This window comes from Bacillus sp. DB-2 (assembly GCF_003315125.1).
Lineage (GTDB): Bacteria > Bacillota > Bacilli > Bacillales > Bacillaceae_G > Bacillus_A > Bacillus_A mycoides.
Map to the genome: position 1 here is coordinate 12612 of NZ_QNRN01000022.1, position 24673 is coordinate 37284.

The following is a 24673-nucleotide window of genomic DNA, read 5'->3' on the forward strand; positions in this document are numbered from 1 at the left end:
GTAACATTTTACACTGCTCTGAAATCCCGGAGAGCCAGCTACTTATAAAGTGGTAAGGATTTCGTATCCTGCTTCTGTAAGAGCAATCGTGTGCTCAAAATGGGCACACCATTTACCATCTACCGTTACCACTGTCCAGTCATCAGATAGTGTTTTTACATATCGTCTTCCTTGATTCACCATCGGCTCAACACAGATGACCATTCCCGGCTTTAATCTAGGGCCTCTATTTGGTGGACCATAGTGCGGGATTTGAGGGTCCTCATGTAAGTCTTGCCCGATTCCGTGACCAACATACTCCCTAACGATCGAGAACCCATTCTCTTCAGCATGTGTTTGAACCACATGCGAGATATTTGATAATCTTTCGCCTGGTTTTACTTGTTCTAGACCAAGATACAACGATTTTTCTGTGACATCAAGTAGCTTTTGAACAGATTCAGAAATGTTTCCAACTGGATACGTCCATGCAGAATCTCCATGGTACCCATTGTATTTCGCACCAATATCGATACTGATGATATCGCCCTCTTCGAGCTTACGCTTCCCTGGAATCCCGTGTACAAGCTCTTCATTTACAGAAGCACAAATGCTCCCCGGAAATCCGTTGTATCCTTTAAAAGATGGCGTAGCACCATATTTTCGAATCGTCTTTTCCGCTATTTGATCGAGCTCTTTCGTTGTAATTCCTGGAGTAATATGTTGTTTCAACTCTTGATGAGTTAAAGCAACGATCCTGCCAGCTTCTCGCATGATTTCTATCTCGCGAGGAGTTTTGCAGATGATCATTACGCTAAGTCTCCGATGAGAACATCGATATCAGCAAATACTTTATTGATACCTTGCTCACCATTAATGCTTTGTAAGTAGCCAAGCTCCTCGTAGAAATCAAGCAAAGGTTTTGTTTGCTTAATATTTACATCTAAACGATTTGCTACAGTTTCTTCATTGTCATCAGAGCGTTGATATAATTCGCCACCACATTTATCGCACACATCAGCTTTTGCTGGCGGATTGAATTCTAAGTGGTAAGTCGCACCGCATTCTTTACAAATGCGACGGCCTGTAAGGCGTGTTAATAACAACCCTGAATCCACATTAATGTTTAAAACATAGTCGATTTTTTTGCCAAGATCTTTCATAATCTCTTCAAGAGCTGATGCTTGTGCAACAGTTCGTGGGAAACCATCTAATAAGAAGCCTTTAATACAGTCTTCTTGGCTTAAACGTTCACGAACAATTCCAATTGTAACTTCATCTGGAACAAGCGCACCTTTATCAATAAAAGATTTTGCTTGTAAACCAAGTTCAGTTTCAGCCTTCATAGCTGCACGGAACATATCTCCTGTTGAGATGTGAGGGATGTTATACTTGGCAACAATCTGTTCGGCTTGTGTACCTTTACCAGCACCAGGAAGCCCCATTAAAATCAAGTTCATCCTTGTTCCCCCTCAGTACATGAGCATGTAGGGAAGACAGTTCTTCCCACTTACTCACTGCTTGATAAACCCTTTGTAATGGCGTTTTACCAATTGGCTTTCTAGCTGCTTCATTGTTTCTAAAGCAACGCCGACAACGATTAACATACTCGTTCCACCAATCTGTGCAGATGGAGGAAGATTTCCCAATTTCGTAAAGATAACTGGTAAGATTGCAATCGCTGCTAGGAAAATTGATCCCACAAAGGTCAAACGATACAAGATTTTTGTTAGATATTGTTCTGTATTCTTACCCGGACGAATACCTGGAACATATCCACCTTGCTTGTTTAGATTCTCTGACATTTGCTCTGGATTAACCTGAACAAATGCATAGAAATATGTGAAGGCTACAATGAGCGCAACATATATGATCATTCCCACTGGGTGAGAATAGTTAAAGTTTGCAATAATCCACTGCGACACATCATGTTTCGGGAAGAACTGTGCAATAGTTGGAGGCGTAATTAAGAATGAAACAGCAAAAATGACTGGAATAACACCCGCACTATTTACCTTAAGTGGTAAATGAGTGTTTTGTGCTCCAGCATGATTCCCATTCCCTCCTGTTACACGCTTCGCGTATTGAATTGGGATCTTTCTAACAGCCTGTTGAATGAAAATAACACCAACAATAACTGCTAGCACAGCTAGTAAAATCAATGCAACTTTAACGATACTCATGAACAATTGATCTCCGATATTTTGAAACTGTTGTTGATACACTTGAGATATAACACTTGGGATCGCTGCGGCAATACCACCAAAGATAAGAATGGAAATACCATTACCTACACCTTTAGCTGTAATCTGTTCACCTAACCACATTAAAAATGCAGTACCAGCAGTCAGTACCGTAGCAATGTATAAATAAGTGCTCCAACCTGGATTCAAAATTAATTGCCCACCTACCATACCGTTAAAACCGATTGACATACCAAACCCCTGAATAAACGCAAGAACAATTGTAAAGTAACGCGTGAATTGCGTTAGTTTACGACGGCCCATTTCGCCTTGCTTCGACCATTCCGAAAATTTAGGAACAACATCCATCTGCAATAATTGCACGATGATGGATGCTGTAATATACGGCATGATTCCCATCGCGAAGATGGAGAAGTTCTTCAAGGCGCCACCGCCAAATGTATTTAGGATACCTAAGGCATTTAATTGATCTTGTGCTTTCAGTACGTCTCCATTTGTAAATGGCACTGGGATAAACGTGCCAATCCTGAATACGACTAACATGGCTAAAGTGAATAATATTTTACGTCTTATCTCAGCAACGCGCATAAAGTTGGAGATTGTACGAAACATTAGATCACCTCAACTGATCCGCCAGCTGCTTCAATTGCTTCTTTAGCACTTGAAGAGAACTTGTGCGCTTTAACAGTTAATTTTTTCTCTACTGCTCCGCTTGCAAGAATTTTAACACCGTCGTTTAACTTGCTGATAACGCCAGTTTCCAGCAATAATTCAGGTGTTACTTCTGTACCATCTTCAAAACGATTTAACGTTGATAAGTTTACAATAGTAAACTCTTTACGGTTAATGTTTGTGAAGCCGCGTTTTGGTAAACGACGGAATAGTGGAGTTTGACCACCTTCGAAGCCAAGACGAACACCGCCGCCAGAACGTGCGTTTTGTCCTTTATGACCTCTACCAGCAGTTTTACCGTTACCAGAACCGATACCACGACCGACACGGTTACGTACTTTACGAGAACCTTCTGCAGGTTTTAATTCATGAAGTTTCATTCCCAGGCACCTCCTTATATTAATGAGTTATCCTTAAGCTTCTTTTACAGTTATAAGGTGAGAAACTTTGTTGATCATACCAAGAATAGCAGGAGTTTCTTCCTTAACTACAGTTGAATTCAACTTTTTAAGACCTAAAGCTTCTACCGTCGCACGTTGATCTTGTGGACGACCAATTACACTACGAGTGAGGGTAATTTCTAACTTTTTCGCCATTTGTTTTCCCTCCTTAACCTAGTAGCTCTTCTACAGATTTACCGCGTAATTTTGCAACATCTTCAGCGCGCTTAAGTTCGCTTAATCCGTTCACAGTAGCGCGAATCATGTTGATTGGTGTGTTAGTACCAAGAGATTTCGAAAGAATATCTTGTACACCAGCTAATTCTAGTACCGCACGAACAGGTCCACCAGCAATAACACCAGTACCCTCAGCAGCAGGTTTTAAGAATACTTCACCAGCTCCAAAATGACCGTTGATTGTATGTGGAATTGTTGTACCAACTAATGGTACTGCGATTAGGTTTTTCTTAGCGTCTTCGATAGCTTTACGGATTGCGTCTGGTACCTCTTGTGCTTTACCAGTACCGAATCCAACATGACCGTTTTTATCGCCAACTACAACTAGTGCAGCAAAGCGGAAACGACGACCACCCTTAACAACTTTCGCGACACGATTTATCGTAACTACACGTTCTTCAAGTTCTAATTTACTTGGGTCAATGCGTTGCATCAATTTTCCCTCCTTTGACCATTAAAATTGTAATCCAGCCTCACGAGCAGCTTCAGCTAGAGCTTTAACACGGCCATGGTATAAGTAACCACCGCGATCAAATACTACTTCTTTAACGCCTTTCTCTACAGCACGCTTAGCAACTGATTCTCCAACTTTCGTAGCAGCTTCAGTATTGCTAGTACCGTTAAGAGCAAGGTCTTTATCAAGAGTAGATGCACTTACTAATGTTACACCATTTACATCATCAATAACTTGAGCGTAAATATGTTGGTTAGAACGGTACACGTTTAAACGTGGACGTTCTGCAGTACCAGTAAGTTTAGCACGTACACGTGCATGTCTTTTCTTACGAGTCGCATTTTTAGCAGCTTTAGTGATCATTCTTGTCACTCCTTTCTTTCACCTAACGGGTTTACTTAGCAGTTTTACCTTCTTTACGACGAACAACTTCGCCTTCGTAACGAATACCTTTACCTTTATATGGCTCAGGAGCACGTACAGCACGGATGTTAGCAGCAAATTCGCCAACACGTTGCTTGTCGATACCTTTAATTACGATTTTAGTTGGTACAGGTACTTCAACTTCAAGTCCTGCTTCTGGAGTCATTTCTACTGGATGAGAATAACCTACGCTTAAAACAAGTTTATCACCTTGTTTTTGAGCACGGTAACCAACACCGACTAATTCAAGTCCGCGTGCAAAACCTGTAGTAACACCTTCAACCATGTTTCCGATTAAAGCACGAGTTGTACCGTGTAATGCACGGTGTTCCTTCTGTTCAGATGGACGCTCAACTGTTAGTGTATTTTCTTCAATTTTGATAGACATATCAGTTTTGAAAGTACGAGTTAATTCACCTTTAGGGCCTTTTACTGTTACAGTATTGTCTTCTGCAACTGTAATAGTAACACCTGCAGGGATTTCAAGAATCTTTTTACCAATACGAGACATGTGGTCACACCTCCGTTCGTTTTAAATATATATTACCAAACGTATGCTACTACTTCTCCACCAGTTTGTAATTGACGAGCATCTTTGTCTGTCATTACTCCCTTAGATGTAGAAACAAGAGCGATACCTAATCCGTTAAGTACACGAGGTACTTCATCAGCTTTTGCGTAAACGCGTAAGCCAGGCTTACTGATACGCTTTAATCCAGTGATTACACGTTCATTGTTTGCACCATATTTCAGGAAAATACGAAGGATACCTTGTTTGTTATCCCCGATGTATTCTACATCACGAATGAAACCTTCACGTTTTAAAAGATCAGCGATCTCTTTTTTGATTTTAGAAGCAGGAACCTCTAATTTCTCATGACGTACCATATTCGCATTACGGATGCGAGTAAGCATGTCTGCAATTGGATCTGTCATCACCATGTGTTTTACCTCCTTCCCATTTGTGGGTTTTACCAACTAGCTTTTTTAACACCAGGAATTTGACCTTTATATGCAAGTTCACGGAAACAAATACGGCAAAGCTTAAATTTGCGGTATACAGAATGCGGACGACCGCAGCGTTCGCAACGTGTATACTCTTGTACTTTAAACTTAGGAGTACGCTTTTGTTTCGCGATCATAGATTTTTTAGCCACGTTTTCGCCTCCTCTACTTAGCGTTGGCTTCCATTATTTTTGGAATGGCATACCGAATTGTGTTAAAAGTTCACGAGCTTCTTCATCAGTTTTCGCTGTAGTAACGATTACGATGTCCATACCTCGGACTTTACTTACTTTATCATAATCAATCTCAGGGAAAATTAGTTGCTCTTTAACACCTAATGTGTAGTTCCCACGACCATCAAATGATTTCTTAGAAACACCACGGAAATCACGTACACGTGGTAAAGAAACTGATACTAATTTGTCGAAGAACTCATACATTTGCTGACCGCGTAAAGTTACTTTCGCACCGATTGGCATACCTTCACGAAGACGGAAACCAGCGATTGATTTTTTAGCGCGAGTTACAACAGGTTTTTGACCTGCGATTTGAGTTAATTCTTCTACTGCATTGTCTAAAGCTTTTGAGTTAGATACCGCGTCACCAACACCAGTGTTGATTACGATCTTTTCGATTTTCGGTACTTCCATCACAGATTTATAGTTAAACTTGCTCATTAGAGCAGGAGTAATTTCCTTTTGGAACTTCTCTTTAAGGCGATTCAATGAAGTGACCTCCTTTCTTAAGAAAATTATTTATCTAATAATTCACCAGATTTTTTTGCAATACGCACTTTTTTACCATCTTCTACTTTGAAGCCTACGCGAGTAGGTTCGCCTGTTTTCGGATCTAATACCATAACATTAGAAACGTGAATAGGTGCTTCTTTCGTAATAATTCCACCTTGTGGATTTAATTGAGATGGCTTAGAGTGTTTTTTAACGATGTTAACACCCTCAACGATAACACGGTTTTGCTTTGGGAAAGCCACAAGGATAACACCTTGTTTTCCTTTGTCTTTACCAGTGATTACCTGAACTTTATCACCTTTTTTTACATGCATCTTAATTCTGCACCTCCTTAGCAAGGCAATACCTTAAATTATAGAACTTCTGGAGCTAAAGAAACGATCTTCATGAAGTTGCTATCACGTAATTCACGAGCTACTGGTCCGAAGATACGAGTACCACGTGGGCTCTTATCGTCTTTGATGATAACCGCTGCGTTTTCATCAAATTTAATGTAAGAACCGTCCGGACGACGAGCTCCGCTCTTCGTACGTACCACTACTGCCTTAACAACGTCACCTTTTTTAACAACGCCACCTGGTGTTGCTTGTTTTACCGTAGCAACGATAATATCACCAATATAAGCATATTTACGACCAGAGCCGCCTAATACTTTAATTGTTAAAAGTTCGCGGGCACCAGAGTTGTCAGCAACTTTCAAACGAGATTCTTGTTGGATCATGTTATGAAACCTCCCTTCGGACTAAAAATTCCGATTCGTCTATTTAGATAACAACCGCTTCTTCAACGATTTCAACTAAACGGAAACGCTTAGTAGCAGAAAGCGGGCGAGTTTCCATGATTTTAACGATATCGCCAAGTTTCGCTTGGTTTTGCTCATCATGGGCTTTATACTTTTTAGAATACTTAACACGTTTTCCGTATAAGGAATGAGTTTTGTAAGTTTCAACTAAAACTGTAATCGTTTTGTCCATTTTGTCAGAAACAACACGACCAGTATAAACTTTGCGTTGGTTACGTTCGCTCACTATGCAAACCTCCCCTCAATTTATCGATTAATTCCGATCTCTCTTTCACAAACTACAGTTTTCATACGAGCAATCGCTTTACGTACTTCACGGATGCGAGTTGGGTTCTCTAATTGTCCTGTAGCAAGTTGGAAGCGAAGATTAAACAACTCTTCCTTTAAAGCTTTAACTTTTGTTTCGATTTCGGCAGTGGTTAATTCACGAATATCATTAGTTTTCATTAGATTCACCACCATTTTCTTCACGTTTTACGAATTTACATTTCACAGGTAACTTGTGAGCTGCAAGACGTAATGCTTCGCGTGCTACCTCTTCAGATACACCCGCAATTTCAAACATAATTTTCCCAGGTTTTACTACTGCTACCCAGCCTTCTGGTGCCCCTTTACCGGAACCCATACGTACTTCTAGAGGTTTTGCAGTGTAAGGTTTAGAAGGGAAAATTTTAATCCATACTTTACCGCCACGTTTCATGTGACGAGTCATTGCACGACGAGCAGCTTCGATTTGACGGTTTGTAATCCATGAAGCAGCTAGTGCTTGTAAACCAAATTCACCAAAAGCGATTTCAGTTCCACCTTTTGCACGACCACGCATTTTACCACGATGCTCTCTACGATATTTTACGCGTTTAGGCATTAACATATTATTTTCCTCCTTCCTCAGAAGCTTTCTTTTTTGTAGGAAGGACTTCTCCACGGTAGATCCATACTTTTACGCCTAATTTACCGTATGTTGTATCAGCTTCAACTGCTGCATAGTCAATATCAGCGCGAAGTGTATGAAGTGGAACAGTTCCTTCACTGTAAGATTCTGCACGAGCGATATCAGCTCCGCCAAGACGACCAGAAACCTGTGTTTTAATACCTTTTGCTCCTGCACGCATAGCACGTTGAATAACTTGCTTTTGTGCACGACGGAATGATACACGGTTTTCTAATTGACGAGCGATGTTTTCGCCTACTAATTTAGCGTTAAGATCAGCTCTCTTAACTTCTAAAATGTTAATGTGTACACGCTTGCCTGTTAATTGGTTAAGAGCTTTACGAAGTGCTTCAACTTCAGTACCACCTTTACCAATTACCATACCAGGTTTTGCAGTGTGAATTGTAACATTTACACGATTTGCTGCACGTTCGATTTCTACTTTAGCAACAGCAGAATCTTTTAAGCGTACAGTAATGTACTCACGGATTTTGATGTCTTCATGTAATAACGTAGCATAATCTTTCTCAGCGAACCAACGAGATTCCCAGTCGCGGATAATACCGACACGAAGACCAATTGGATTAACCTTCTGACCCATCGATTATCCCTCCTTCTTTTCTGATACCACAACTGTGATGTGGCTTGTGCGTTTGTTAATTTGGCTTGCACGACCCATTGCACGTGGACGGAAACGTTTCAACGTTGGACCTTCGTCAACGAAGACTTTTTCAACAACTAGGTTGTTAATATCCATCTCATAATTGTGCTCTGCATTTGCGATTGCAGATTTTAAAACTTTTTCTACAACTGGAGAAGCAGTTTTTGGTGTGTGGTTAAGGATAGCAATCGCTTCACCCACTTGCTTACCTCGGATTAAGTCTACTACTAAACGAACCTTACGAGGAGCAATACGAACTGTTCTCACTACTGCTTTAGCTTGCATTGAAGTGCCTCCTCTCATTATCTTCTAGTTTTCTTATCGTCAGCAAGGTGACCTTTATACGTACGAGTTGGTGCGAATTCACCTAACTTATGGCCAACCATATCCTCAGTGATGTACACAGGTACGTGTTTACGACCATCATATACAGCAATTGTATGTCCGATGAACTGAGGGAAGATTGTTGAACGGCGAGACCAAGTTTTAACAACTTGTTTTTGCTCAGATGCAACTAATTTTTCCATTTTGTTCATTAAGTGATCATCGACAAATGGTCCTTTTTTTAAGCTACGAGCCATTTTGGTGCCTCCCTTCGTGATTGGCGTACGGTTCTTGAAATGAACCGTACTACAATCCCATTATTTTTTACGACGACGAACGATAAATTTATCAGACGCTTTGTTTTTCTTACGAGTCTTGAATCCAAGAGTTGGTTTACCCCATGGAGACATTGGAGACTTACGTCCGATTGGAGAGCGTCCTTCACCACCACCGTGTGGGTGATCAACCGGGTTCATTACAGAACCACGAACTGTTGGGCGCTTACCTAACCAGCGAGAGCGACCTGCTTTACCGATTTTGATAAGTTCGTGTTGTTCGTTACCAACTTGACCGATTGAAGCGCGACAAGCAGATAATACTAAACGTACTTCACCAGAAGTTAAACGTACAAGTACGTATTTTCCTTCTTTACCAAGTACTTGAGCAGACGTACCAGCAGAACGGACTAATTGTCCTCCACGACCAGGCTTAAGCTCGATATTATGAACAACAGTACCTACTGGAATGTTGATTAATGGTAATGCGTTACCGATTTTAATGTCAGCTTCAGGGCCAGACATAACTTCCATACCTACTTCTAAAGTTTTAGGAGCAAGAATGTAACGTTTTTCACCGTCAACGTAGTTAATTAATGCGATATTCGCAGAGCGGTTTGGATCGTATTCGATCGTAGCAACGCGTCCTGGAATTCCATCTTTGTTACGCTTAAAGTCGATGATACGGTATTGACGCTTATGTCCGCCACCTTGATGACGTACAGTAATTTTACCTTGGTTATTACGACCAGCCTTTTTGCTTAAAGGAGCAAGTAAAGACTTTTCCGGTCTGTCAGTCGTGATTTCAGCGAAATCATTCGTAGTCATGTTACGACGACCGTTAGTAGTTGGATTATACTTTTTAATTCCCATCTCAATTTCCCTCCTTCTTTAGTAAGAATTAAACGCCTTGGAAGATTTCGATTTCTTTGCTGTCAGCAGTTAGCTTAACGATTGCTTTACGACGACGGCTAGTAAAACCAGCGTGACGACCAACACGTTTTGCTTTCGGCTTGTAGTTCATGATATTTACTTTGTCTACATTAACACCAAAGATCGCTTCTATAGCGTCTTTAACCTCTGTTTTATTAGATTTAACGTCCACGTCGAACGTGTATTTTTTTTCAGCCATCATTTCCATAGAACGTTCAGTGATAACTGGGCGCTTAATGATATCACGAGGATCTCTCATTATGCAAGCACCTCCTCTACTTTTTCCACTGCCGCTTTTGTCATGATTAGCTTATCATGATGAAGCACATCTAGCACGTTTACGCCATCAGCAGTGATTACTGTTACTCCAGGGATATTGCGAGCAGATAACTCTACAGATTCGTTTGCATCAGCAGTTACGATAAGAGCTTTCTTCTCAACAGTTAATCCTTTAAGTACTGCTACCATGTCTTTTGTTTTTGGTGCATTTAACACTAGGTCCTCAAGAACTACAATGTTGTTCTCAACTACTTTAGTAGCTAATGCAGATTTGATTGCTAAACGACGAACTTTCTTAGGAAGTTTGTACGCATAGCTTCTTGGTGTAGGTCCGAATACCGTACCACCACCACGCCATTGAGGAGAGCGGATAGAACCTTGACGAGCACGTCCAGTTCCTTTTTGACGCCATGGTTTACGACCACCACCGCGAACTTCAGAGCGAGTTTTTACTTTGTGTGTACCTTGACGTAAAGATGCACGTTGCATCATTACAGCTTCAAATAGTACAGCTTCATTTGGTTCGATACCGAAAATAGCTTCAGCTAATTCGATTTCACCAACCTGTGAACCAGTTTGGTTATATACAGTAACTTTTGGCATTGGAATTCCTCCTTCCTATTGTGAATTATTTGCTAACCTTCACAGCGCCTTGAACAACTACAAGAGATTTCTTAGCACCTGGAACGTTACCTTTTACTAGTAATAAGTTGCGCTCAGTGTCAACTTGAACGATTTCTAAGTTTTGGATAGTAACTTGGTCTCCACCCATACGTCCAGCAAGTTTTTTGCCTTTGAATACACGGTTCGGAGCAACTGGCCCCATTGAACCTGGACGACGGTGATAGCGAGAACCATGAGACATAGGTCCGCGAGATTGTCCGTGGCGTTTAATAACACCTTGGAAACCTTTACCTTTAGAAATTCCTGTTACGTCAACGATTTCACCTGCAGCGAAAACTTCAACTTTTACCTCTTGACCAACCTCTAATCCGTCCACGTCTGCATCGCGGATTTCGCGAATGAAGCGCTTAGGAGTTGTAGATGCTTTAGCAGTGTGGCCTTGTTCAGGTTTGTTAGTTAACTTTTCACGTTTATCTTCAAATCCTAACTGAATTGCGTTGTAGCCATCAGTTTCAGTTGTTTTCTTTTGAAGAACAACGTTTGGATTAGCAGCGATTACCGTTACTGGGATTAACTCACCGTTCTCAGCAAATACTTGAGTCATACCGATCTTTCTTCCTAAGATTCCTTTGGTCATGAGTTACACCTCCTACATTTTTAAGTTATATGAATTATAGTTTGATTTCGATATCTACACCAGATGGTAAATCTAAACGCATTAATGAATCTACTGTTTGCGGAGTAGGACTCACGATGTCGATTAGACGTTTGTGTGTGCGCATTTCGAATTGTTCACGAGAATCTTTGTACTTATGAACAGCACGAAGAATTGTGTAAATAGTCTTCTCAGTTGGTAATGGGATCGGACCAGAAACTGTTGCCCCAGAACGCTTAGCTGTTTCTACAATTTTCTCAGCTGATTGATCAAGAATACGGTGATCATAAGCTTTTAAACGGATACGAATTTTTTCTTTTGCCATTATTTTCCCTCCTTCGTTCGCCTATTTCTAAAATAGACCTTCTCCATGGAAATTTCCCCACACCATGCCATGGCAAAGCGGCCGGGTGTGTCAGCAACCTTCCACTTCATCGCAGTCAAAGACCAACATTGTCTATTATACAATGTTATTCGTCTAGATGCAAGCATCTTTTTGTTCGCATCTGCTTTTCTCTACTTTTGCTATTATACATGGCACTTTAAAGAATATCAAGTTTTCATCTATTCTTATTCACCTTACAGTTTTTGGGTGTTGTTTTCGTTTTATATACTATAGAAGAAACTCATCCAAAAATAGAAAATACATCTCTTTCTTCTATAGTAATAAGCAATAAAAAAACTCAAGGGAGAATCCCTTGAGTTTTTAATAATCTAATTAAAGACTACTCAGCAACGATTGTAGCAACTACACCGTAACCTACTGTACGTCCACCTTCACGAATAGAGAATTTAGTTCCCTCTTCGATAGCGATTGGAGCGATAAGTTCGATAGTCATTTCGATGTTGTCACCAGGCATTACCATTTCAGTACCTTCTGGTAATTGGATGATACCAGTTACGTCAGTTGTACGGAAGTAGAACTGTGGACGGTAGTTAGCGAAGAATGGAGTATGACGTCCACCTTCTTCTTTAGATAATACGAAAACCTCAGCTTTGAATTTAGCGTGTGCTTTTACAGAGCCAGTTTTAGCAAGAACTTGTCCACGTTGGATGTCTTCACGAGCAACCCCACGAAGTAGAGCACCGATGTTGTCTCCAGCTTGAGCTTGGTCAAGAAGCTTACGGAACATTTCTACACCAGTTACAGTTGTAGTAGCATTCTCTTCAGCAAGACCGATGATTTCTACTACGTCACCAACTTTAACGATTCCACGCTCAACACGACCAGTTGCAACTGTACCACGACCTGTGATAGAGAATACATCCTCGATAGGCATTAAGAATGGTTTGTCAGTTTCACGTTCTGGAGTTGGGATGTAAGCATCAACTTCAGTCATTAATTCGATGATTTTTTCTTCCCACTCAGCTTCTCCTTGAAGAGCTTTAAGAGCAGAACCTTTAATTACAGGAATATCGTCGCCTGGGAATCCGTATTCAGATAATAGGTCGCGAACTTCCATTTCTACTAATTCTAATAATTCTTCGTCATCTACCATGTCGCATTTGTTTAAGAATACAACAATGTAAGGAACACCTACTTGACGAGAAAGAAGGATGTGCTCACGTGTTTGAGGCATTGGACCATCAGCAGCAGATACTACTAAGATACCGCCGTCCATTTGAGCAGCACCAGTGATCATGTTTTTAACATAGTCAGCATGACCTGGGCAGTCAACGTGTGCATAGTGACGAGTTTCAGTTTCGTACTCAACGTGTGCAGTTGAGATTGTGATTCCGCGCTCTCTTTCTTCTGGAGCAGCGTCGATTTGATCGTATCCGCGTGCTTCAGCACCACCAGCTTTTGCAAGAACTGTAGTGATCGCAGCAGTTAATGTAGTTTTACCATGGTCAACGTGGCCGATTGTACCGATGTTAACATGGGGTTTAGAACGTTCGAATTTAGCTTTAGCCATTCTAAATTCCTCCTTAGTTTATATGAGTTATTTTATATTTAGACTAGAAAGTGAAACTTGCGTCTCACTTTCTAAGCTTACATAAGTAGTTATACTTGAACAATCGATAAAAATCAATTATTCACCTTTATTTTTTTTAATAATTTCTTCAGAAACAGACTTCGGTACTTCTTCATAATGATCAAATGTCATCGAGAATGTTCCGCGTCCTTGAGTGTTAGAACGTAATGCCGTTGCATAACCGAACATTTCAGAAAGTGGAACCATAGCGCGAACAACTTGAGCGTTACCGCGAGCTTCCATACCTTCTACACGTCCACGACGAGATGTTACGTCGCCCATAATGTCACCCATGTACTCTTCAGGAATTACAACTTCAACTTTCATCATTGGCTCAAGAATTACTGGGCTACATTTAGAAACCGCAGCTTTAAGCGCCATAGATGCAGCGATTTTGAACGCCATCTCAGATGAATCGACATCATGGTAAGATCCGTCAACTAACGCAGCTTTAATATCAACTAGTGGATAACCAGCTAGTACACCATTTTTAAGTGCGTCTTCAAGACCCGCTCCAACAGCTGGGATGTATTCACGTGGAACTACACCACCGACTACCTTGTTTTGGAATTCGAATCCTTTACCTTCTTCATTAGGTTCAAACTCAATCCAAACGTGACCGAATTGTCCACGACCACCAGATTGACGAGCGAACTTACCTTCAACTTTCGCAGCAGCGCGGAAAGTCTCACGGTATGCTACCTGAGGAGCACCAACGTTTGCTTCCACTTTGAATTCACGGCGCATACGGTCAACAATGATATCAAGGTGAAGTTCACCCATACCAGCGATGATTGTTTGGCCAGTTTCTTGGTCAGTGTGAGCACGGAATGTTGGATCTTCTTCAGAAAGCTTAGATAATGCTGTACCCATTTTATCTTGGTCAGCTTTAGATTTTGGTTCGATAGCTACAGAGATAACTGGCTCTGGGAATTCCATAGACTCAAGGATAACAAGGCTCTTCTCGTCACAAAGAGTATCACCAGTAGTAGTATCTTTTAAACCTACAGCAGCAGCGATATCACCAGCGTAAACTGTTGAAATCTCTTCACGGCTGTTAGCGTGCATTTGTAGGATACGACCTACACGCTCACGCTTACCTTTAGTTGAGTTTTTCACGTATGATCCAGAGTTTAACACACCAGAGTACACACGGAAGAACGTTAACTTACCAACATAAGGATCAGTCATGATTTTGAATGCTAAAGCTGCGAATGGTTCTTCATCGCTAGACTTACGCTCGATAGCTTCATCTGTATCCGGAAGAGTACCTTTAATAGCAGGTACATCTAATGGAGATGGTAGGTAGTCGATAACTGCGTCTAACAGAATTTGAACACCTTTATTTTTGAATGCAGAACCACAGATTACTGGGAAGAATTCTACAGAAGTTGTAGCCTTACGGATACCAGCTTTAAGCTCTTCTACAGTGATTTCTTCACCTTCTAGGTACTTCATCATCATTTCTTCATCAAGCTCAGCTACCGCTTCAATAAGTTTTCCACGGTATTCTTCAGCTAATTCTTTATGCTCTTCAGGAATTTCGACACGCTCGATGTCTGTTCCTAAATCGTTAGAGTACATGTAAGCACACTCTTCAACAAGGTCAATGATACCATTGAACTCATCTTCAGCACCGATTGGTAACTGAATTGGATGTGCGTTTGCTTGTAAACGATCGTGGATTGTTCCTACAGAGTATAAGAAATCTGCACCAATCTTATCCATTTTGTTAACGAATACGATACGAGGTACACCATAAGTAGTAGCCTGACGCCAAACAGTTTCTGTTTGTGGTTCTACACCAGATTGTGCATCAAGTACTGCTACTGCGCCATCAAGTACGCGTAAAGAACGTTCTACTTCTACTGTGAAATCTACGTGTCCTGGAGTGTCAATGATATTTACACGGTGACCTTTCCATTGTGCTGTAGTTGCAGCAGAAGTAATTGTGATACCACGTTCTTGCTCTTGCTCCATCCAGTCCATCTGAGATGCACCTTCATGAGTTTCACCGATTTTATGAATACGTCCTGTGTAATACAGAATACGCTCAGTTGCTGTTGTTTTACCAGCATCGATGTGAGCCATGATACCAATATTACGAGTGTTTTCTAAAGAGAACTCTCTAGTCATTTGGTGTCTTGCTCCTTCCATATATGGATTGGATTATTTTATTTTAAGTAGCAAAAAAGCCACTTTATATTGTTACATATGCCAGTGTCCAGTACCCTCATTATGTAAAACGAGCGCCCAACGAAAGGGAGAGGCATTCTCCCTCTCCACACTTCCATAAGCGACAAATAAAGCGGTTTATGCTTATAATCTATTTTACGTTGAATCCTACCAACGGTAATGAGCAAATGCTTTGTTAGCTTCTGCCATTTTATGAGTGTCTTCACGTTTCTTAACAGATGCACCAGCGTTGTTAGCTGCATCTAAGATTTCGTAAGCTAGACGCTCTTCCATAGTTTTTTCACCACGAAGACGAGCATAGTTTACTAACCAGCGAAGACCTAAAGTTGTACGGCGTTCTGGACGAACCTCAACTGGAACTTGGTAGTTAGCACCACCAACACGACGAGCGCGTACTTCAAGAACAGGCATGATGTTCTTAAGAGCTTGCTCGAATACTTCCATTGGTTCTTTATCTGAACGTTCACGAACGATATCGAAAGCGTTATAAAGAATTGTTTGAGATTTACCTTTTTTACCGTCAACCATCATTTTGTTGATTAGGCGTGTTACAAGTTTAGAATTGTACATTGGATCTGGTAACACGTCACGTTTCGCAACAGGTCCTTTACGAGGCATATTGAGTTCCTCCTTTCATTATAAGTTTATTATTTTTTAGCAGGTTTTGGTCGCTTAGTACCATATTTAGAACGTCCTTGCATACGTTTGTCAACACCAGCTGTATCAAGCGCACCACGAACGATGTGGTAACGTACCCCTGGTAAATCCTTTACTCGACCACCGCGAATTAATACTACGCTATGCTCTTGTAGGTTATGACCGATACCTGGGATGTAAGCTGTAACTTCAATACCATTTGTTAAACGTACACGAGCGTATTTACGTAACGCTGAGTTAGGTTTCTTCGGAGTCATTGTACCAACACGAGTACACACACCACGTTTTTGAGGTGCAGAGATATCAGTTGATTTTTTCTTTAAAGAATTAAAACCTTTGTTTAACGCAGGTGATTTAGACTTCCATACTTTATCAGTACGACCATTTCTCACTAATTGGTTAATAGTAGGCATTTGATTATCCTCCCTTCGCATGTTTGTATGACCACATATCCAGGTGGTTCATTATTAGTTGAAAACAAAGTTTTTGCAAGGAAGAGCAAATGCTCTCTCCTCACAAAAACAGTTTTAACTTATTATTCCTATTGCTGAAGCTCCCACTTGAATCCCCGAAACTTTTCCAAGCTTACGAACTGATTCAACTTTGGTTATGGGTATGTTATGTTGCAAGGCAGTACGAATGATAACATGGGTTAACCGCACATCAGCATCTTCCGCAATAACAACTTCTTTAACTATACCATTTTTGATTGCTTCCAATGTTCGTTTATGACCAACGACTACATTTTCAGCATTTGACACTTTTTGATAAGACATATAAATATCCTCCAAAGCATCGTTCAGGAGCAACCTTGATTATAGTAACATTTTGTCTCATACAATGTCAACTAGGATTAGCTGTTTTTATACAAAATTTACGACGGAAAATTTTACTGTTCCACATAAACTTCATCGTTTTCTACATTCATGTTATCTTGTGTTGTTTTTACAAGATCCACTTTGCGATAACGATTCATACCTGTTCCAGCAGGAACAAGCTTACCGATAATAACATTCTCTTTCAATCCTAGAAGCTCATCGCGTTTACCTTTAATTGCTGCATCTGTTAGAACACGAGTTGTTTCTTGGAATGACGCCGCAGATAAGAACGAATCTGTCTCAAGTGAAGCTTTTGTAATACCAAGTAGAACCGGTCTAGCCGTTGCTGGTTGTTTACCTTTCAGTAACACCTTCGCATTCGCATCAGTAAACTGATGGATATCTAGTAATGTTCCTGGTAATACATCTGTTTCACCCGCATCACTCACACGGACTTTACGTAGCATTTGACGTACCATTACTTCTACGTGTTTGTCACCAATTTCTACCCCTTGCATACGGTATACTTTTTGAACTTCACGTAATAAGTATTCTTGAACTGCTGTAATGTCCGTTACTTTTAGTAATTCCTTCGGATCAATAGAACCTTCTGTTAACTCTTTACCGTGGCTAATTGGCTGTCCTAGAGTTACTTTCAGACGAGCACCGTAAGGAATAGCATACGTACGAGCTTCAACTTCACCCTGTACAACTACTTCTTGGCGATCTTTAACATCGTTGATCGCTGCGATAACACCGTCAATTTCACTGATAACTGCCTGACCTTTCGGATTACGAGCTTCGAAGATCTCTTGGATACGAGGTAAACCTTGTGTGATATCATCTCCGGCAACCCCACCTGTATGGAACGTACGCATCGTTAACTGTGTACCTGGCTCACCGATAGATTGAGCTGCGATAATACCTACCGCTTCTCCTACTTCTACGTCTGTACCAGTTGCTAAGTTACGACCGTAACACTTCTTACATACACCATGGCGAGTATTACACGTAAACGCTGAACGAATGTTTACAGTTTCAACACCCGACTTTTCAACGATATGAGCAATATCTTCAGTAATTAATTGATTTTCAACAACTAATACTTCACCTGTTTCAGGATGTTTTACAGTTTTTCTTGCAAAACGTCCAACAAGACGATCATATAGTGACTCAATAACTTCATTACCCTCTTTAATCGCACCAATTAGTAAACCGCGATCTGTTCCACAATCATCTTGACGAACAATTACATCTTGTGCAACGTCTACAAGACGACGTGTTAAGTAACCAGAATCGGCAGTTTTAAGTGCTGTATCGGCAAGACCTTTACGCGCACCATGCGTAGAGATGAAGTACTCAAGTACTGTTAAACCTTCACGGAAACTCGATTTGATCGGAAGCTCAATGATACGACCAGATGGATTGGCCATCAGACCACGCATACCAGCAAGCTGAGTAAAGTTCGATGCGTTACCACGGGCACCGGAATCACTCATCATGAAGATTGGGTTGCGTTTATTCAAGGATTTCATCAGCTTTCCTTGGATAACATCTTTTGCATTACTCCAAATAGAGATAACGCGATCGTAACGTTCTTCTTCCGTAATTAAACCGCGACGGAATTGTTTAATTACATTATCTACTTTTGCTTGTGCTTCATGGAGAATTTCATCTTTTTCACCTAATACAAGAATATCTGATACCCCAACTGTAATACCAGCTTTTGTAGAGTATTTAAATCCTAAGTTTTTCATACGGTCAAGCATGCGAGACGTTTCTGTAATTTGGAAACGTTTGAATACTTCCGCAATAATGTTACCAAGGATTTTCTTGCTAAATGGTGCCACTTCTTCGCGACTAGCAATAATTTCTTTAATGTTCGCACCTTTTTCAACGAAATATTCCGCTGGTGTTTCTTTTTCAAGGTTTGAGTTTGTTGGTTCATTAATATAAGGGAACGACTCTGGTAAGATTTCGTTAAATATTAATTTACCAACTGTTGTTAATAGAAGCTTACTCTTTTGCTCTTCAGTAAACGTTACATTATTTACCGAACTCGCAGCAACTGCAACACGTGTGTGCAGATGTACATATCCATTTTGGTATGCAAGTATTGCTTCGTTTGCATCTTTGAAGACCATACCTTCACCGATTGCACCCTCGCGCTCAAGTGTTAAGTAATAGTTACCTAATACCATATCCTGAGATGGAGTAACAACTGGTTTTCCGTCTTTTGGATTCAAGATGTTTTGTGCCGCTAACATAAGAATACGAGCTTCTGCTTGTGCCTCTGATGATAACGGAACGTGAACCGCCATTTGGTCACCGTCAAAGTCCGCGTTGTATGCAGTACATACAAGTGGGTGAAGACGGATTGCACGACCTTCTACTAGTGTAGGTTCAAACGCCTGGATACCAAGACGGTGAAGTGTTGGTGCGCGGTTTAGAAGTACTGGATGCTCTTTGATCACAGATTCTAAAACGTCCCAAACTTCAGGGTGTACACGCTCGATTTTACGTTTAGCACTCTTAATGTTGTGTGCTAATCCTTTTCCAACTAACTCTTTCATAACGAAAGGTTTAAACAATTCCAGTGCCATTTCTTTCGGTAATCCACATTGGTACATCTTTAAGTTCGGTCCTACAACGATTACAGAACGGCCAGAGTAGTCAACACGTTTACCTAATAAGTTTTGACGGAAACGTCCTTGTTTACCTTTAAGCATGTGAGATAGTGATTTTAATGGACGGTTACCTGGTCCAGTAACTGGACGGCCACGGCGACCATTATCGATTAATGCGTCTACAGCTTCTTGTAACATACGTTTTTCGTTTTGAACGATGATGCTTGGTGCACCTAAGTCCAATAGACGTTTTAAACGGTTGTTACGGTTAATTACACGACGATATAAGTCGTTTAAGTCAGAAGTAGCAAAACGTCCACCATCTAACTGTACCATTGGGCGTAGTTCTGGTGGGATAACTGGAAGAACCTCTAAGATCATCCAAGATGGGTGATTTCCAGAGTTACGGAATGCTTCTAATACTTCTAGACGTTTAATAGCACGAGTACGGCGTTGTCCTTGTGCTGTTTTTAATTCTTCTTTTAAGAAGTCTACTTCTTTATCTAAATCGATGTCTTGCAGTAATTTTTTAATCGCTTCTGCACCCATAGCAGCATGGAATGTACTGCCATATCGATCACGATATGCACGGTATTCTTTTTCAGAAAGTAATTGCTTCTTATCAAGTGGTGTATCTCCACTTTCTGTTACAACATAAGAAGCGAAATAAATTACTTCTTCAAGCGCGCGAGGGGACATGTCTAAGACAAGTCCCATGCGGCTCGGGATACCTTTGAAATACCAAATATGAGATACAGGAGCAGCTAATTCGATATGACCCATACGTTCACGACGAACTTTTGCACGCGTTACTTCAACGCCACATCGATCACAAACTACACCTTTATAACGTACACGTTTATATTTTCCGCAATGACATTCCCAGTCCTTTTGTGGTCCGAAAATACGCTCACAGAACAAGCCATCTTTTTCAGGCTTTAACGTACGATAGTTAATTGTTTCTGGTTTCTTAACTTCACCGTATGACCAAGAACGAATCTTGTCAGGTGAAGCAAGTCCAATCTTCATATATTCAAAGTTATTTACATCTATCAAGGGGCCTACCTCCCTTTTAGTCTACAGGTTATCCCAATTATTCCTTAGTTGTCTCAACTTCAACATTCAATTTATCTGCTGATTGATGATCATCGTCATCTTCCGTATCACGCATTTCAATTTCTGTATCGTTGATAGACATCATTTTAACGTCCATACCTAAACTTTGCAGTTCTTTAATCAATACTTTGAATGATTCAGGAACACCTGGTTCTGGAACATTTTCACCTTTAACAATTGCTTCATACGTCTTAACACGTCCAATAACATCATCAGACTTCACTGTTAAGATTTCTTGAAGAGTATAAGCAGCACCATAAGCTTCAAGTGCCCAAACCTCCATCTCACCGAAACGCTGTCCACCGAACTGAGCTTTACCTCCAAGAGGTTGCTGCGTTACAAGTGAGTATGGTCCAGTAGAACGAGCATGAAGTTTATCGTCAACCATGTGCGCAAGTTTGATCATATACATGACACCAACAGATACACGGTTATCGAATGGCTCACCAGTACGTCCGTCATACAGGATTGTTTTCGCGTCATTTGCCATACCAGCTTCTTCAATTGTGCCCCATACATCTTCCTCACGAGCACCATCGAATACTGGTGTTGCAATGTGAATGCCAAGGTATCTTGCTGCCATACCAAGATGAAGCTCTAATACCTGACCGATATTCATACGAGATGGTACCCCTAATGGGTTTAACATGATATCGATTGGCGTACCATCTGGTAAGTAAGGCATATCTTCTTCCGGTAAAATACGGGAAATAACACCTTTGTTACCATGACGACCGGCCATTTTGTCACCTTCAGAAATTTTACGCTTTTGAACGATATATGCACGTACAAGTTGATTCACGCCTGGTGGCAATTCATCGCCATCTTCACGGTTAAACACTTTTACGTCTAATATAATACCGCCACCACCGTGTGGTACACGTAGTGATGTATCACGTACTTCACGTGCTTTTTCACCGAAGATTGCATGTAATAGACGTTCTTCTGCCGTTAATTCTGTTACACCTTTTGGCGTTACTTTACCAACAAGTAGATCTCCATCTTTTACTTCAGCACCGACGCGAATAATACCGCGCTCGTCAAGATTACGAAGTGCATCTTCTCCAACATTCGGGATATCACGTGTAATTTCTTCTGGTCCAAGCTTCGTATCACGAGCTTCTGATTCATATTCTTCAATATGGATAGAAGTGTACACATCATCTTTTACAAGGCGCTCACTCATGATGATCGCATCCTCATAGTTATAACCGTCCCATGTCATAAAGCCAACAAGCACGTTACGTCCAAGCGCCAGTTCACCTAGTTCCATAGAAGGACCATCCGCAAGGATTTCACCTTTTACAACTTGGTCTCCAACACTTACGATTGGACGTTGGTTGTAGCAAGTTCCTTGGTTAGAACGAATGAATTTTTGCATTTTGTAGCGATCTAAGTCGCCTTTTACTGTTTGACCGTCAACGTCTACATAGCGACGTACCCAAACTTCACGTGCTTCTACGCGCTCAACAACACCAGGCTGTTTACAGATTACTGCAGCACCTGAGTCTTTTGCTGATACGTACTCCATACCTGTACCTACAATCGGAGATTCCGGATTTATTAACGGAACCGCCTGACGTTGCATGTTCGCTCCCATAAGTGCGCGGTTAGAGTCATCGTTTTCTAAGAACGGAATACAAGCTGTCGCTGCCGACACTACTTGTTTTGGAGATACATCCATGTAGTCGATGCGTTCTTTATTTGTGACAATGTTTTCACCACGGAAACGAGCTACGATATCTTCATCAAGGAATTCCCCTACTTCAGATAATTTCATATTCGCTTGGGCTACAACATAGTTATCTTCTTCATCTGCCGTTAAATAATCAACCTGCCCTGTTACAAGACCAGTTTCTGGGTCAACACGACGGTATGGCGTTTCAATGAAACCAAACTCATTTACTTTCGCAAACGAAGATAATGAGTTAATCAAACCGATGTTTGGTCCCTCTGGCGTTTCAATTGGACACATACGACCATAGTGAGAGTAGTGAACGTCACGTACTTCAAAGCCTGCGCGCTCACGCGTTAAACCACCGGGTCCTAATGCAGATAGTCTTCGTTTGTGAGTTAACTCTGCTAATGGGTTTGTTTGATCCATGAACTGAGATAACTGAGAACTTCCGAAGAACTCTTTAATAGATGCAATAACCGGGCGAATGTTAATTAACGCTTGTGGTGTAATTGCATTTGTATCTTGAATCGACATTCTCTCACGAACAACACGTTCCATACGAGAAAGACCGATACGGAATTGGTTTTGTAGTAACTCTCCTACAGAACGCAGACGACGATTTCCTAAGTGGTCAATATCATCTGTATCCCCTACTTTATATAGCAAGTTAAAGAAGTAGCTAATAGAAGCAAGAATATCACCTGGTGTGATGTGTTTTATATCACGAGTAATATTTGCATTCCCAATTACGTTTATAGATCGTTCGCCTTCTGATTCTGGAGCATAAATCTTAATAGATTGCAGCTCAACATCGCCTGCTACCACTCCACCCATTGGTTTCGCTGTTTTGAATCCAATGTTTTTCTCTAAGTAAGGTAGAATGCGATCCAGTGTACGACGATCTAAGACTGTTCCTTCTGCCGCTAAAATTTCACCAGTTTCTGGATCCACCAGTGTTTCAGCTAAACGTTGGTTAAACAATCTGTTTTTAATGTGTAGCTTTTTGTTGATCTTATAGCGACCTACATTTGCTAAATCGTAGCGCTTCGGATCAAAGAAACGAGACACAAGTAAGCTCTTTGCATTTTCTACTGTTGGTGGTTCACCAGGGCGTAGACGCTCATAAATTTCAAGCAATGCTTTCTCTGTGCTATCTGTGTTGTCTTTTTCTAACGTATTGCTTAAGTATTCGTTATCACCTAAAAGCTCGGTGATTTCTTGATCAGAGCCAAACCCTAATGCGCGTAACAAAACAGTTACAGGAAGTTTACGCGTACGGTCAATACGCACATATACAACATCCTTAGCATCTGTTTCATACTCTAACCAAGCTCCGCGGTTTGGAATTACAGTAGCAGTAAAACCACGTTTTCCGTTTTTATCCACTTTGCCACTATAGTATACGCTTGGAGAGCGAACTAACTGGGAAACGATAACACGTTCTGCACCGTTAATTACGAATGTTCCAGTCTCTGTCATGAGTGGGAAATCTCCCATGAACACATCTTGTTCTTTTACTTCACCAGTTTCCTTGTTGATTAGACGCACTTTTACACGAAGTGGTGCTGCATACGTCACATCACGCTCTTTGCATTCTTCTACAGAGTATTTAGGTTCACCCAAGCTGTAGTCGATAAATTCAAGCGATAGATTTCCCGTAAAGTCTTCGATCGGAGAAATGTCTTGGAACATTTCTCGCAAACCCTCATCAAGAAACCACTGATAAGAAGAGGTTTGAATTTCGATAAGATTTGGTAACTCTAATACTTCACTAATACGGGCATAACTTCTTCGTTGGCGGTGGCGTCCGTATTGAACTAGTTGACCTGTCAACTGCTTCACCCCTCAAATCATGAGTATTATAAATGCACAAAAAAATTTGTGCAAAATCACAAATAAATACAACTACTGCTATTAGCGTAGTTTTTTTCTCTTAAAGATAGATACGTTGAGTCTTT

Annotated in this window: 31 protein-coding genes; all 31 read right to left on the minus strand. The window is 40.9% G+C overall.

Annotated elements, in window-relative coordinates:
• Positions 1-42 precede the first annotated feature (42 nt).
• Complete coding sequence (map, locus tag DET63_RS27710; RefSeq protein WP_113938447.1) at positions 43-789, minus strand: type I methionyl aminopeptidase; 747 nt, start codon at positions 787-789, stop codon at positions 43-45.
• The gene (locus DET63_RS27715) at positions 789-1439 is read right to left on the minus strand and encodes an adenylate kinase (protein WP_113938448.1); all 651 of its coding nucleotides are present in this window, start codon (positions 1437-1439) and stop codon (positions 789-791) included. The genes map and DET63_RS27715 overlap by 1 nt, the downstream gene beginning before the upstream one ends.
• Before the next feature lie 54 nt (positions 1440-1493).
• Positions 1494-2795 carry a preprotein translocase subunit SecY gene (gene secY / locus DET63_RS27720; protein ID WP_002124688.1) on the minus strand — a complete coding sequence of 434 codons (1302 nt, stop codon included), beginning with the start codon at positions 2793-2795 and terminating at the stop codon, positions 1494-1496.
• Positions 2795-3235 carry a 50S ribosomal protein L15 gene (gene rplO, locus DET63_RS27725; RefSeq protein WP_002009754.1) on the minus strand — a complete coding sequence of 147 codons (441 nt, stop codon included), beginning with the start codon at positions 3233-3235 and terminating at the stop codon, positions 2795-2797. Before rplO ends, secY begins: the two co-directional genes overlap by 1 nt.
• A gap of 33 nt (positions 3236-3268) precedes the next feature.
• Positions 3269-3451, minus strand: coding sequence for a 50S ribosomal protein L30 (gene rpmD, locus DET63_RS27730; RefSeq protein WP_001085231.1), 183 nt, complete (start codon positions 3449-3451; stop codon positions 3269-3271).
• A 13-nt stretch (positions 3452-3464) separates the two neighbouring features.
• Positions 3465-3965 carry a 30S ribosomal protein S5 gene (rpsE, locus tag DET63_RS27735; RefSeq protein WP_002063426.1) on the minus strand — a complete coding sequence of 167 codons (501 nt, stop codon included), beginning with the start codon at positions 3963-3965 and terminating at the stop codon, positions 3465-3467.
• 21 nt (positions 3966-3986) lie between these two features.
• Positions 3987-4349, minus strand: coding sequence for a 50S ribosomal protein L18 (rplR, locus tag DET63_RS27740; RefSeq protein WP_002009761.1), 363 nt, complete (start codon positions 4347-4349; stop codon positions 3987-3989).
• A gap of 31 nt (positions 4350-4380) precedes the next feature.
• On the minus strand, positions 4381-4920 hold the full coding sequence (gene rplF / locus DET63_RS27745; RefSeq protein WP_002063425.1) for a 50S ribosomal protein L6: 540 nt from the start codon (positions 4918-4920) through the stop codon (positions 4381-4383).
• Between the two features lie 32 nt (positions 4921-4952).
• The gene (gene rpsH, locus DET63_RS27750; protein ID WP_002091529.1) at positions 4953-5351 is read right to left on the minus strand and encodes a 30S ribosomal protein S8; all 399 of its coding nucleotides are present in this window, start codon (positions 5349-5351) and stop codon (positions 4953-4955) included.
• Positions 5352-5380: 29 nt separating this feature from the next.
• Positions 5381-5566 (minus strand): 30S ribosomal protein S14, encoded by a 186-nt coding sequence (gene rpsN, locus DET63_RS27755; RefSeq protein WP_001085700.1) that lies wholly within the window; start codon positions 5564-5566, stop codon positions 5381-5383.
• A gap of 33 nt (positions 5567-5599) precedes the next feature.
• Positions 5600-6139, minus strand: coding sequence for a 50S ribosomal protein L5 (gene rplE / locus DET63_RS27760; protein ID WP_002091528.1), 540 nt, complete (start codon positions 6137-6139; stop codon positions 5600-5602).
• A 26-nt stretch (positions 6140-6165) separates the two neighbouring features.
• The gene (rplX, locus tag DET63_RS27765) at positions 6166-6477 is read right to left on the minus strand and encodes a 50S ribosomal protein L24 (RefSeq protein ID WP_000558201.1); all 312 of its coding nucleotides are present in this window, start codon (positions 6475-6477) and stop codon (positions 6166-6168) included.
• A gap of 38 nt (positions 6478-6515) precedes the next feature.
• Entirely contained in the window at positions 6516-6884 is a 369-nt protein-coding gene (gene rplN / locus DET63_RS27770; RefSeq protein ID WP_002063420.1) for a 50S ribosomal protein L14, read from the minus strand.
• A 43-nt stretch (positions 6885-6927) separates the two neighbouring features.
• Positions 6928-7191: a 30S ribosomal protein S17 gene (rpsQ, locus tag DET63_RS27775; RefSeq protein WP_002091526.1), complete on the minus strand. Its 264-nt coding sequence runs from the start codon at positions 7189-7191 to the stop codon at positions 6928-6930.
• 20 nt (positions 7192-7211) lie between these two features.
• Positions 7212-7412 (minus strand): 50S ribosomal protein L29, encoded by a 201-nt coding sequence (gene rpmC, locus DET63_RS27780; protein ID WP_002091523.1) that lies wholly within the window; start codon positions 7410-7412, stop codon positions 7212-7214.
• Positions 7402-7836: a 50S ribosomal protein L16 gene (gene rplP / locus DET63_RS27785; protein WP_002063419.1), complete on the minus strand. Its 435-nt coding sequence runs from the start codon at positions 7834-7836 to the stop codon at positions 7402-7404. Before rplP ends, rpmC begins: the two co-directional genes overlap by 11 nt.
• 1 nt (position 7837) lies before the next feature.
• Positions 7838-8497 carry a 30S ribosomal protein S3 gene (gene rpsC, locus DET63_RS27790; RefSeq protein WP_002009771.1) on the minus strand — a complete coding sequence of 220 codons (660 nt, stop codon included), beginning with the start codon at positions 8495-8497 and terminating at the stop codon, positions 7838-7840.
• A 3-nt stretch (positions 8498-8500) separates the two neighbouring features.
• A complete protein-coding gene (gene rplV, locus DET63_RS27795; protein ID WP_002009773.1) occupies positions 8501-8842 on the minus strand; it encodes a 50S ribosomal protein L22 in 342 nt (113 codons plus the stop codon).
• Between the two features lie 17 nt (positions 8843-8859).
• The gene (gene rpsS / locus DET63_RS27800; RefSeq protein ID WP_000124452.1) at positions 8860-9138 is read right to left on the minus strand and encodes a 30S ribosomal protein S19; all 279 of its coding nucleotides are present in this window, start codon (positions 9136-9138) and stop codon (positions 8860-8862) included.
• Between the two features lie 60 nt (positions 9139-9198).
• On the minus strand, positions 9199-10029 hold the full coding sequence (rplB, locus tag DET63_RS27805; RefSeq protein WP_000511584.1) for a 50S ribosomal protein L2: 831 nt from the start codon (positions 10027-10029) through the stop codon (positions 9199-9201).
• A gap of 28 nt (positions 10030-10057) precedes the next feature.
• Entirely contained in the window at positions 10058-10348 is a 291-nt protein-coding gene (gene rplW, locus DET63_RS27810) for a 50S ribosomal protein L23 (RefSeq protein ID WP_001205557.1), read from the minus strand.
• Complete coding sequence (gene rplD / locus DET63_RS27815) at positions 10348-10971, minus strand: 50S ribosomal protein L4 (protein WP_001127261.1); 624 nt, start codon at positions 10969-10971, stop codon at positions 10348-10350. The genes rplW and rplD overlap by 1 nt, the downstream gene beginning before the upstream one ends.
• Before the next feature lie 25 nt (positions 10972-10996).
• Positions 10997-11629 carry a 50S ribosomal protein L3 gene (gene rplC / locus DET63_RS27820; protein ID WP_000160209.1) on the minus strand — a complete coding sequence of 211 codons (633 nt, stop codon included), beginning with the start codon at positions 11627-11629 and terminating at the stop codon, positions 10997-10999.
• Between the two features lie 34 nt (positions 11630-11663).
• Entirely contained in the window at positions 11664-11972 is a 309-nt protein-coding gene (rpsJ, locus tag DET63_RS27825; protein WP_001040595.1) for a 30S ribosomal protein S10, read from the minus strand.
• Between the two features lie 400 nt (positions 11973-12372).
• Positions 12373-13563 (minus strand): elongation factor Tu, encoded by a 1191-nt coding sequence (gene tuf, locus DET63_RS27830; protein ID WP_002009778.1) that lies wholly within the window; start codon positions 13561-13563, stop codon positions 12373-12375.
• A 117-nt stretch (positions 13564-13680) separates the two neighbouring features.
• Positions 13681-15759: an elongation factor G gene (gene fusA / locus DET63_RS27835; RefSeq protein WP_113938449.1), complete on the minus strand. Its 2079-nt coding sequence runs from the start codon at positions 15757-15759 to the stop codon at positions 13681-13683.
• Between the two features lie 207 nt (positions 15760-15966).
• Positions 15967-16437 carry a 30S ribosomal protein S7 gene (rpsG, locus tag DET63_RS27840; protein ID WP_001137492.1) on the minus strand — a complete coding sequence of 157 codons (471 nt, stop codon included), beginning with the start codon at positions 16435-16437 and terminating at the stop codon, positions 15967-15969.
• 29 nt (positions 16438-16466) lie between these two features.
• Positions 16467-16889, minus strand: coding sequence for a 30S ribosomal protein S12 (gene rpsL, locus DET63_RS27845; protein ID WP_001142341.1), 423 nt, complete (start codon positions 16887-16889; stop codon positions 16467-16469).
• 114 nt (positions 16890-17003) lie between these two features.
• Complete coding sequence (locus DET63_RS27850; RefSeq protein WP_000121833.1) at positions 17004-17252, minus strand: 50S ribosomal protein L7ae-like protein; 249 nt, start codon at positions 17250-17252, stop codon at positions 17004-17006.
• Positions 17253-17365: 113 nt separating this feature from the next.
• Positions 17366-20977, minus strand: a complete 3612-nt coding sequence (gene rpoC / locus DET63_RS27855) for a DNA-directed RNA polymerase subunit beta' (RefSeq protein WP_002009783.1) — start codon at positions 20975-20977, stop codon at positions 17366-17368.
• Between the two features lie 37 nt (positions 20978-21014).
• The gene (rpoB, locus tag DET63_RS27860) at positions 21015-24548 is read right to left on the minus strand and encodes a DNA-directed RNA polymerase subunit beta (RefSeq protein ID WP_002113316.1); all 3534 of its coding nucleotides are present in this window, start codon (positions 24546-24548) and stop codon (positions 21015-21017) included.
• Between the last annotated feature and the right edge of the window lie 125 nt (positions 24549-24673).

Coding starts and splice junctions, on each gene's coding strand:
- map (WP_113938447.1), bottom strand. CDS start 789: ATGATCATCTGCAAAACTCCTCGCGAGATAGAAATCATGCGAGAAGCT.
- DET63_RS27715 (WP_113938448.1), bottom strand. CDS start 1,439: ATGAACTTGATTTTAATGGGGCTTCCTGGTGCTGGTAAAGGTACACAA.
- secY (WP_002124688.1), bottom strand. CDS start 2,795: ATGTTTCGTACAATCTCCAACTTTATGCGCGTTGCTGAGATAAGACGT.
- rplO (WP_002009754.1), bottom strand. CDS start 3,235: ATGAAACTTCATGAATTAAAACCTGCAGAAGGTTCTCGTAAAGTACGT.
- rpmD (WP_001085231.1), bottom strand. CDS start 3,451: ATGGCGAAAAAGTTAGAAATTACCCTCACTCGTAGTGTAATTGGTCGT.
- rpsE (WP_002063426.1), bottom strand. CDS start 3,965: ATGCAACGCATTGACCCAAGTAAATTAGAACTTGAAGAACGTGTAGTT.
- rplR (WP_002009761.1), bottom strand. CDS start 4,349: ATGATCACTAAAGCTGCTAAAAATGCGACTCGTAAGAAAAGACATGCA.
- rplF (WP_002063425.1), bottom strand. CDS start 4,920: ATGTCTCGTATTGGTAAAAAGATTCTTGAAATCCCTGCAGGTGTTACT.
- rpsH (WP_002091529.1), bottom strand. CDS start 5,351: ATGGTGATGACAGATCCAATTGCAGACATGCTTACTCGCATCCGTAAT.
- rplX (WP_000558201.1), bottom strand. CDS start 6,477: ATGCATGTAAAAAAAGGTGATAAAGTTCAGGTAATCACTGGTAAAGAC.
- rplN (WP_002063420.1), bottom strand. CDS start 6,884: ATGATCCAACAAGAATCTCGTTTGAAAGTTGCTGACAACTCTGGTGCC.
- rpmC (WP_002091523.1), bottom strand. CDS start 7,412: ATGAAAACTAATGATATTCGTGAATTAACCACTGCCGAAATCGAAACA.
- rplP (WP_002063419.1), bottom strand. CDS start 7,836: ATGTTAATGCCTAAACGCGTAAAATATCGTAGAGAGCATCGTGGTAAA.
- rpsC (WP_002009771.1), bottom strand. CDS start 8,497: ATGGGTCAGAAGGTTAATCCAATTGGTCTTCGTGTCGGTATTATCCGC.
- rplV (WP_002009773.1), bottom strand. CDS start 8,842: ATGCAAGCTAAAGCAGTAGTGAGAACAGTTCGTATTGCTCCTCGTAAG.
- rpsS (WP_000124452.1), bottom strand. CDS start 9,138: ATGGCTCGTAGCTTAAAAAAAGGACCATTTGTCGATGATCACTTAATG.
- rplB (WP_000511584.1), bottom strand. CDS start 10,029: ATGGGAATTAAAAAGTATAATCCAACTACTAACGGTCGTCGTAACATG.
- rplW (WP_001205557.1), bottom strand. CDS start 10,348: ATGAGAGATCCTCGTGATATCATTAAGCGCCCAGTTATCACTGAACGT.
- rplD (WP_001127261.1), bottom strand. CDS start 10,971: ATGCCAAAAGTTACTGTATATAACCAAACTGGTTCACAGGTTGGTGAA.
- rplC (WP_000160209.1), bottom strand. CDS start 11,629: ATGACCAAAGGAATCTTAGGAAGAAAGATCGGTATGACTCAAGTATTT.
- rpsJ (WP_001040595.1), bottom strand. CDS start 11,972: ATGGCAAAAGAAAAAATTCGTATCCGTTTAAAAGCTTATGATCACCGT.
- tuf (WP_002009778.1), bottom strand. CDS start 13,563: ATGGCTAAAGCTAAATTCGAACGTTCTAAACCCCATGTTAACATCGGT.
- fusA (WP_113938449.1), bottom strand. CDS start 15,759: ATGACTAGAGAGTTCTCTTTAGAAAACACTCGTAATATTGGTATCATG.
- rpsG (WP_001137492.1), bottom strand. CDS start 16,437: ATGCCTCGTAAAGGACCTGTTGCGAAACGTGACGTGTTACCAGATCCA.
- rpsL (WP_001142341.1), bottom strand. CDS start 16,889: ATGCCTACTATTAACCAATTAGTGAGAAATGGTCGTACTGATAAAGTA.
- DET63_RS27850 (WP_000121833.1), bottom strand. CDS start 17,252: ATGTCTTATCAAAAAGTGTCAAATGCTGAAAATGTAGTCGTTGGTCAT.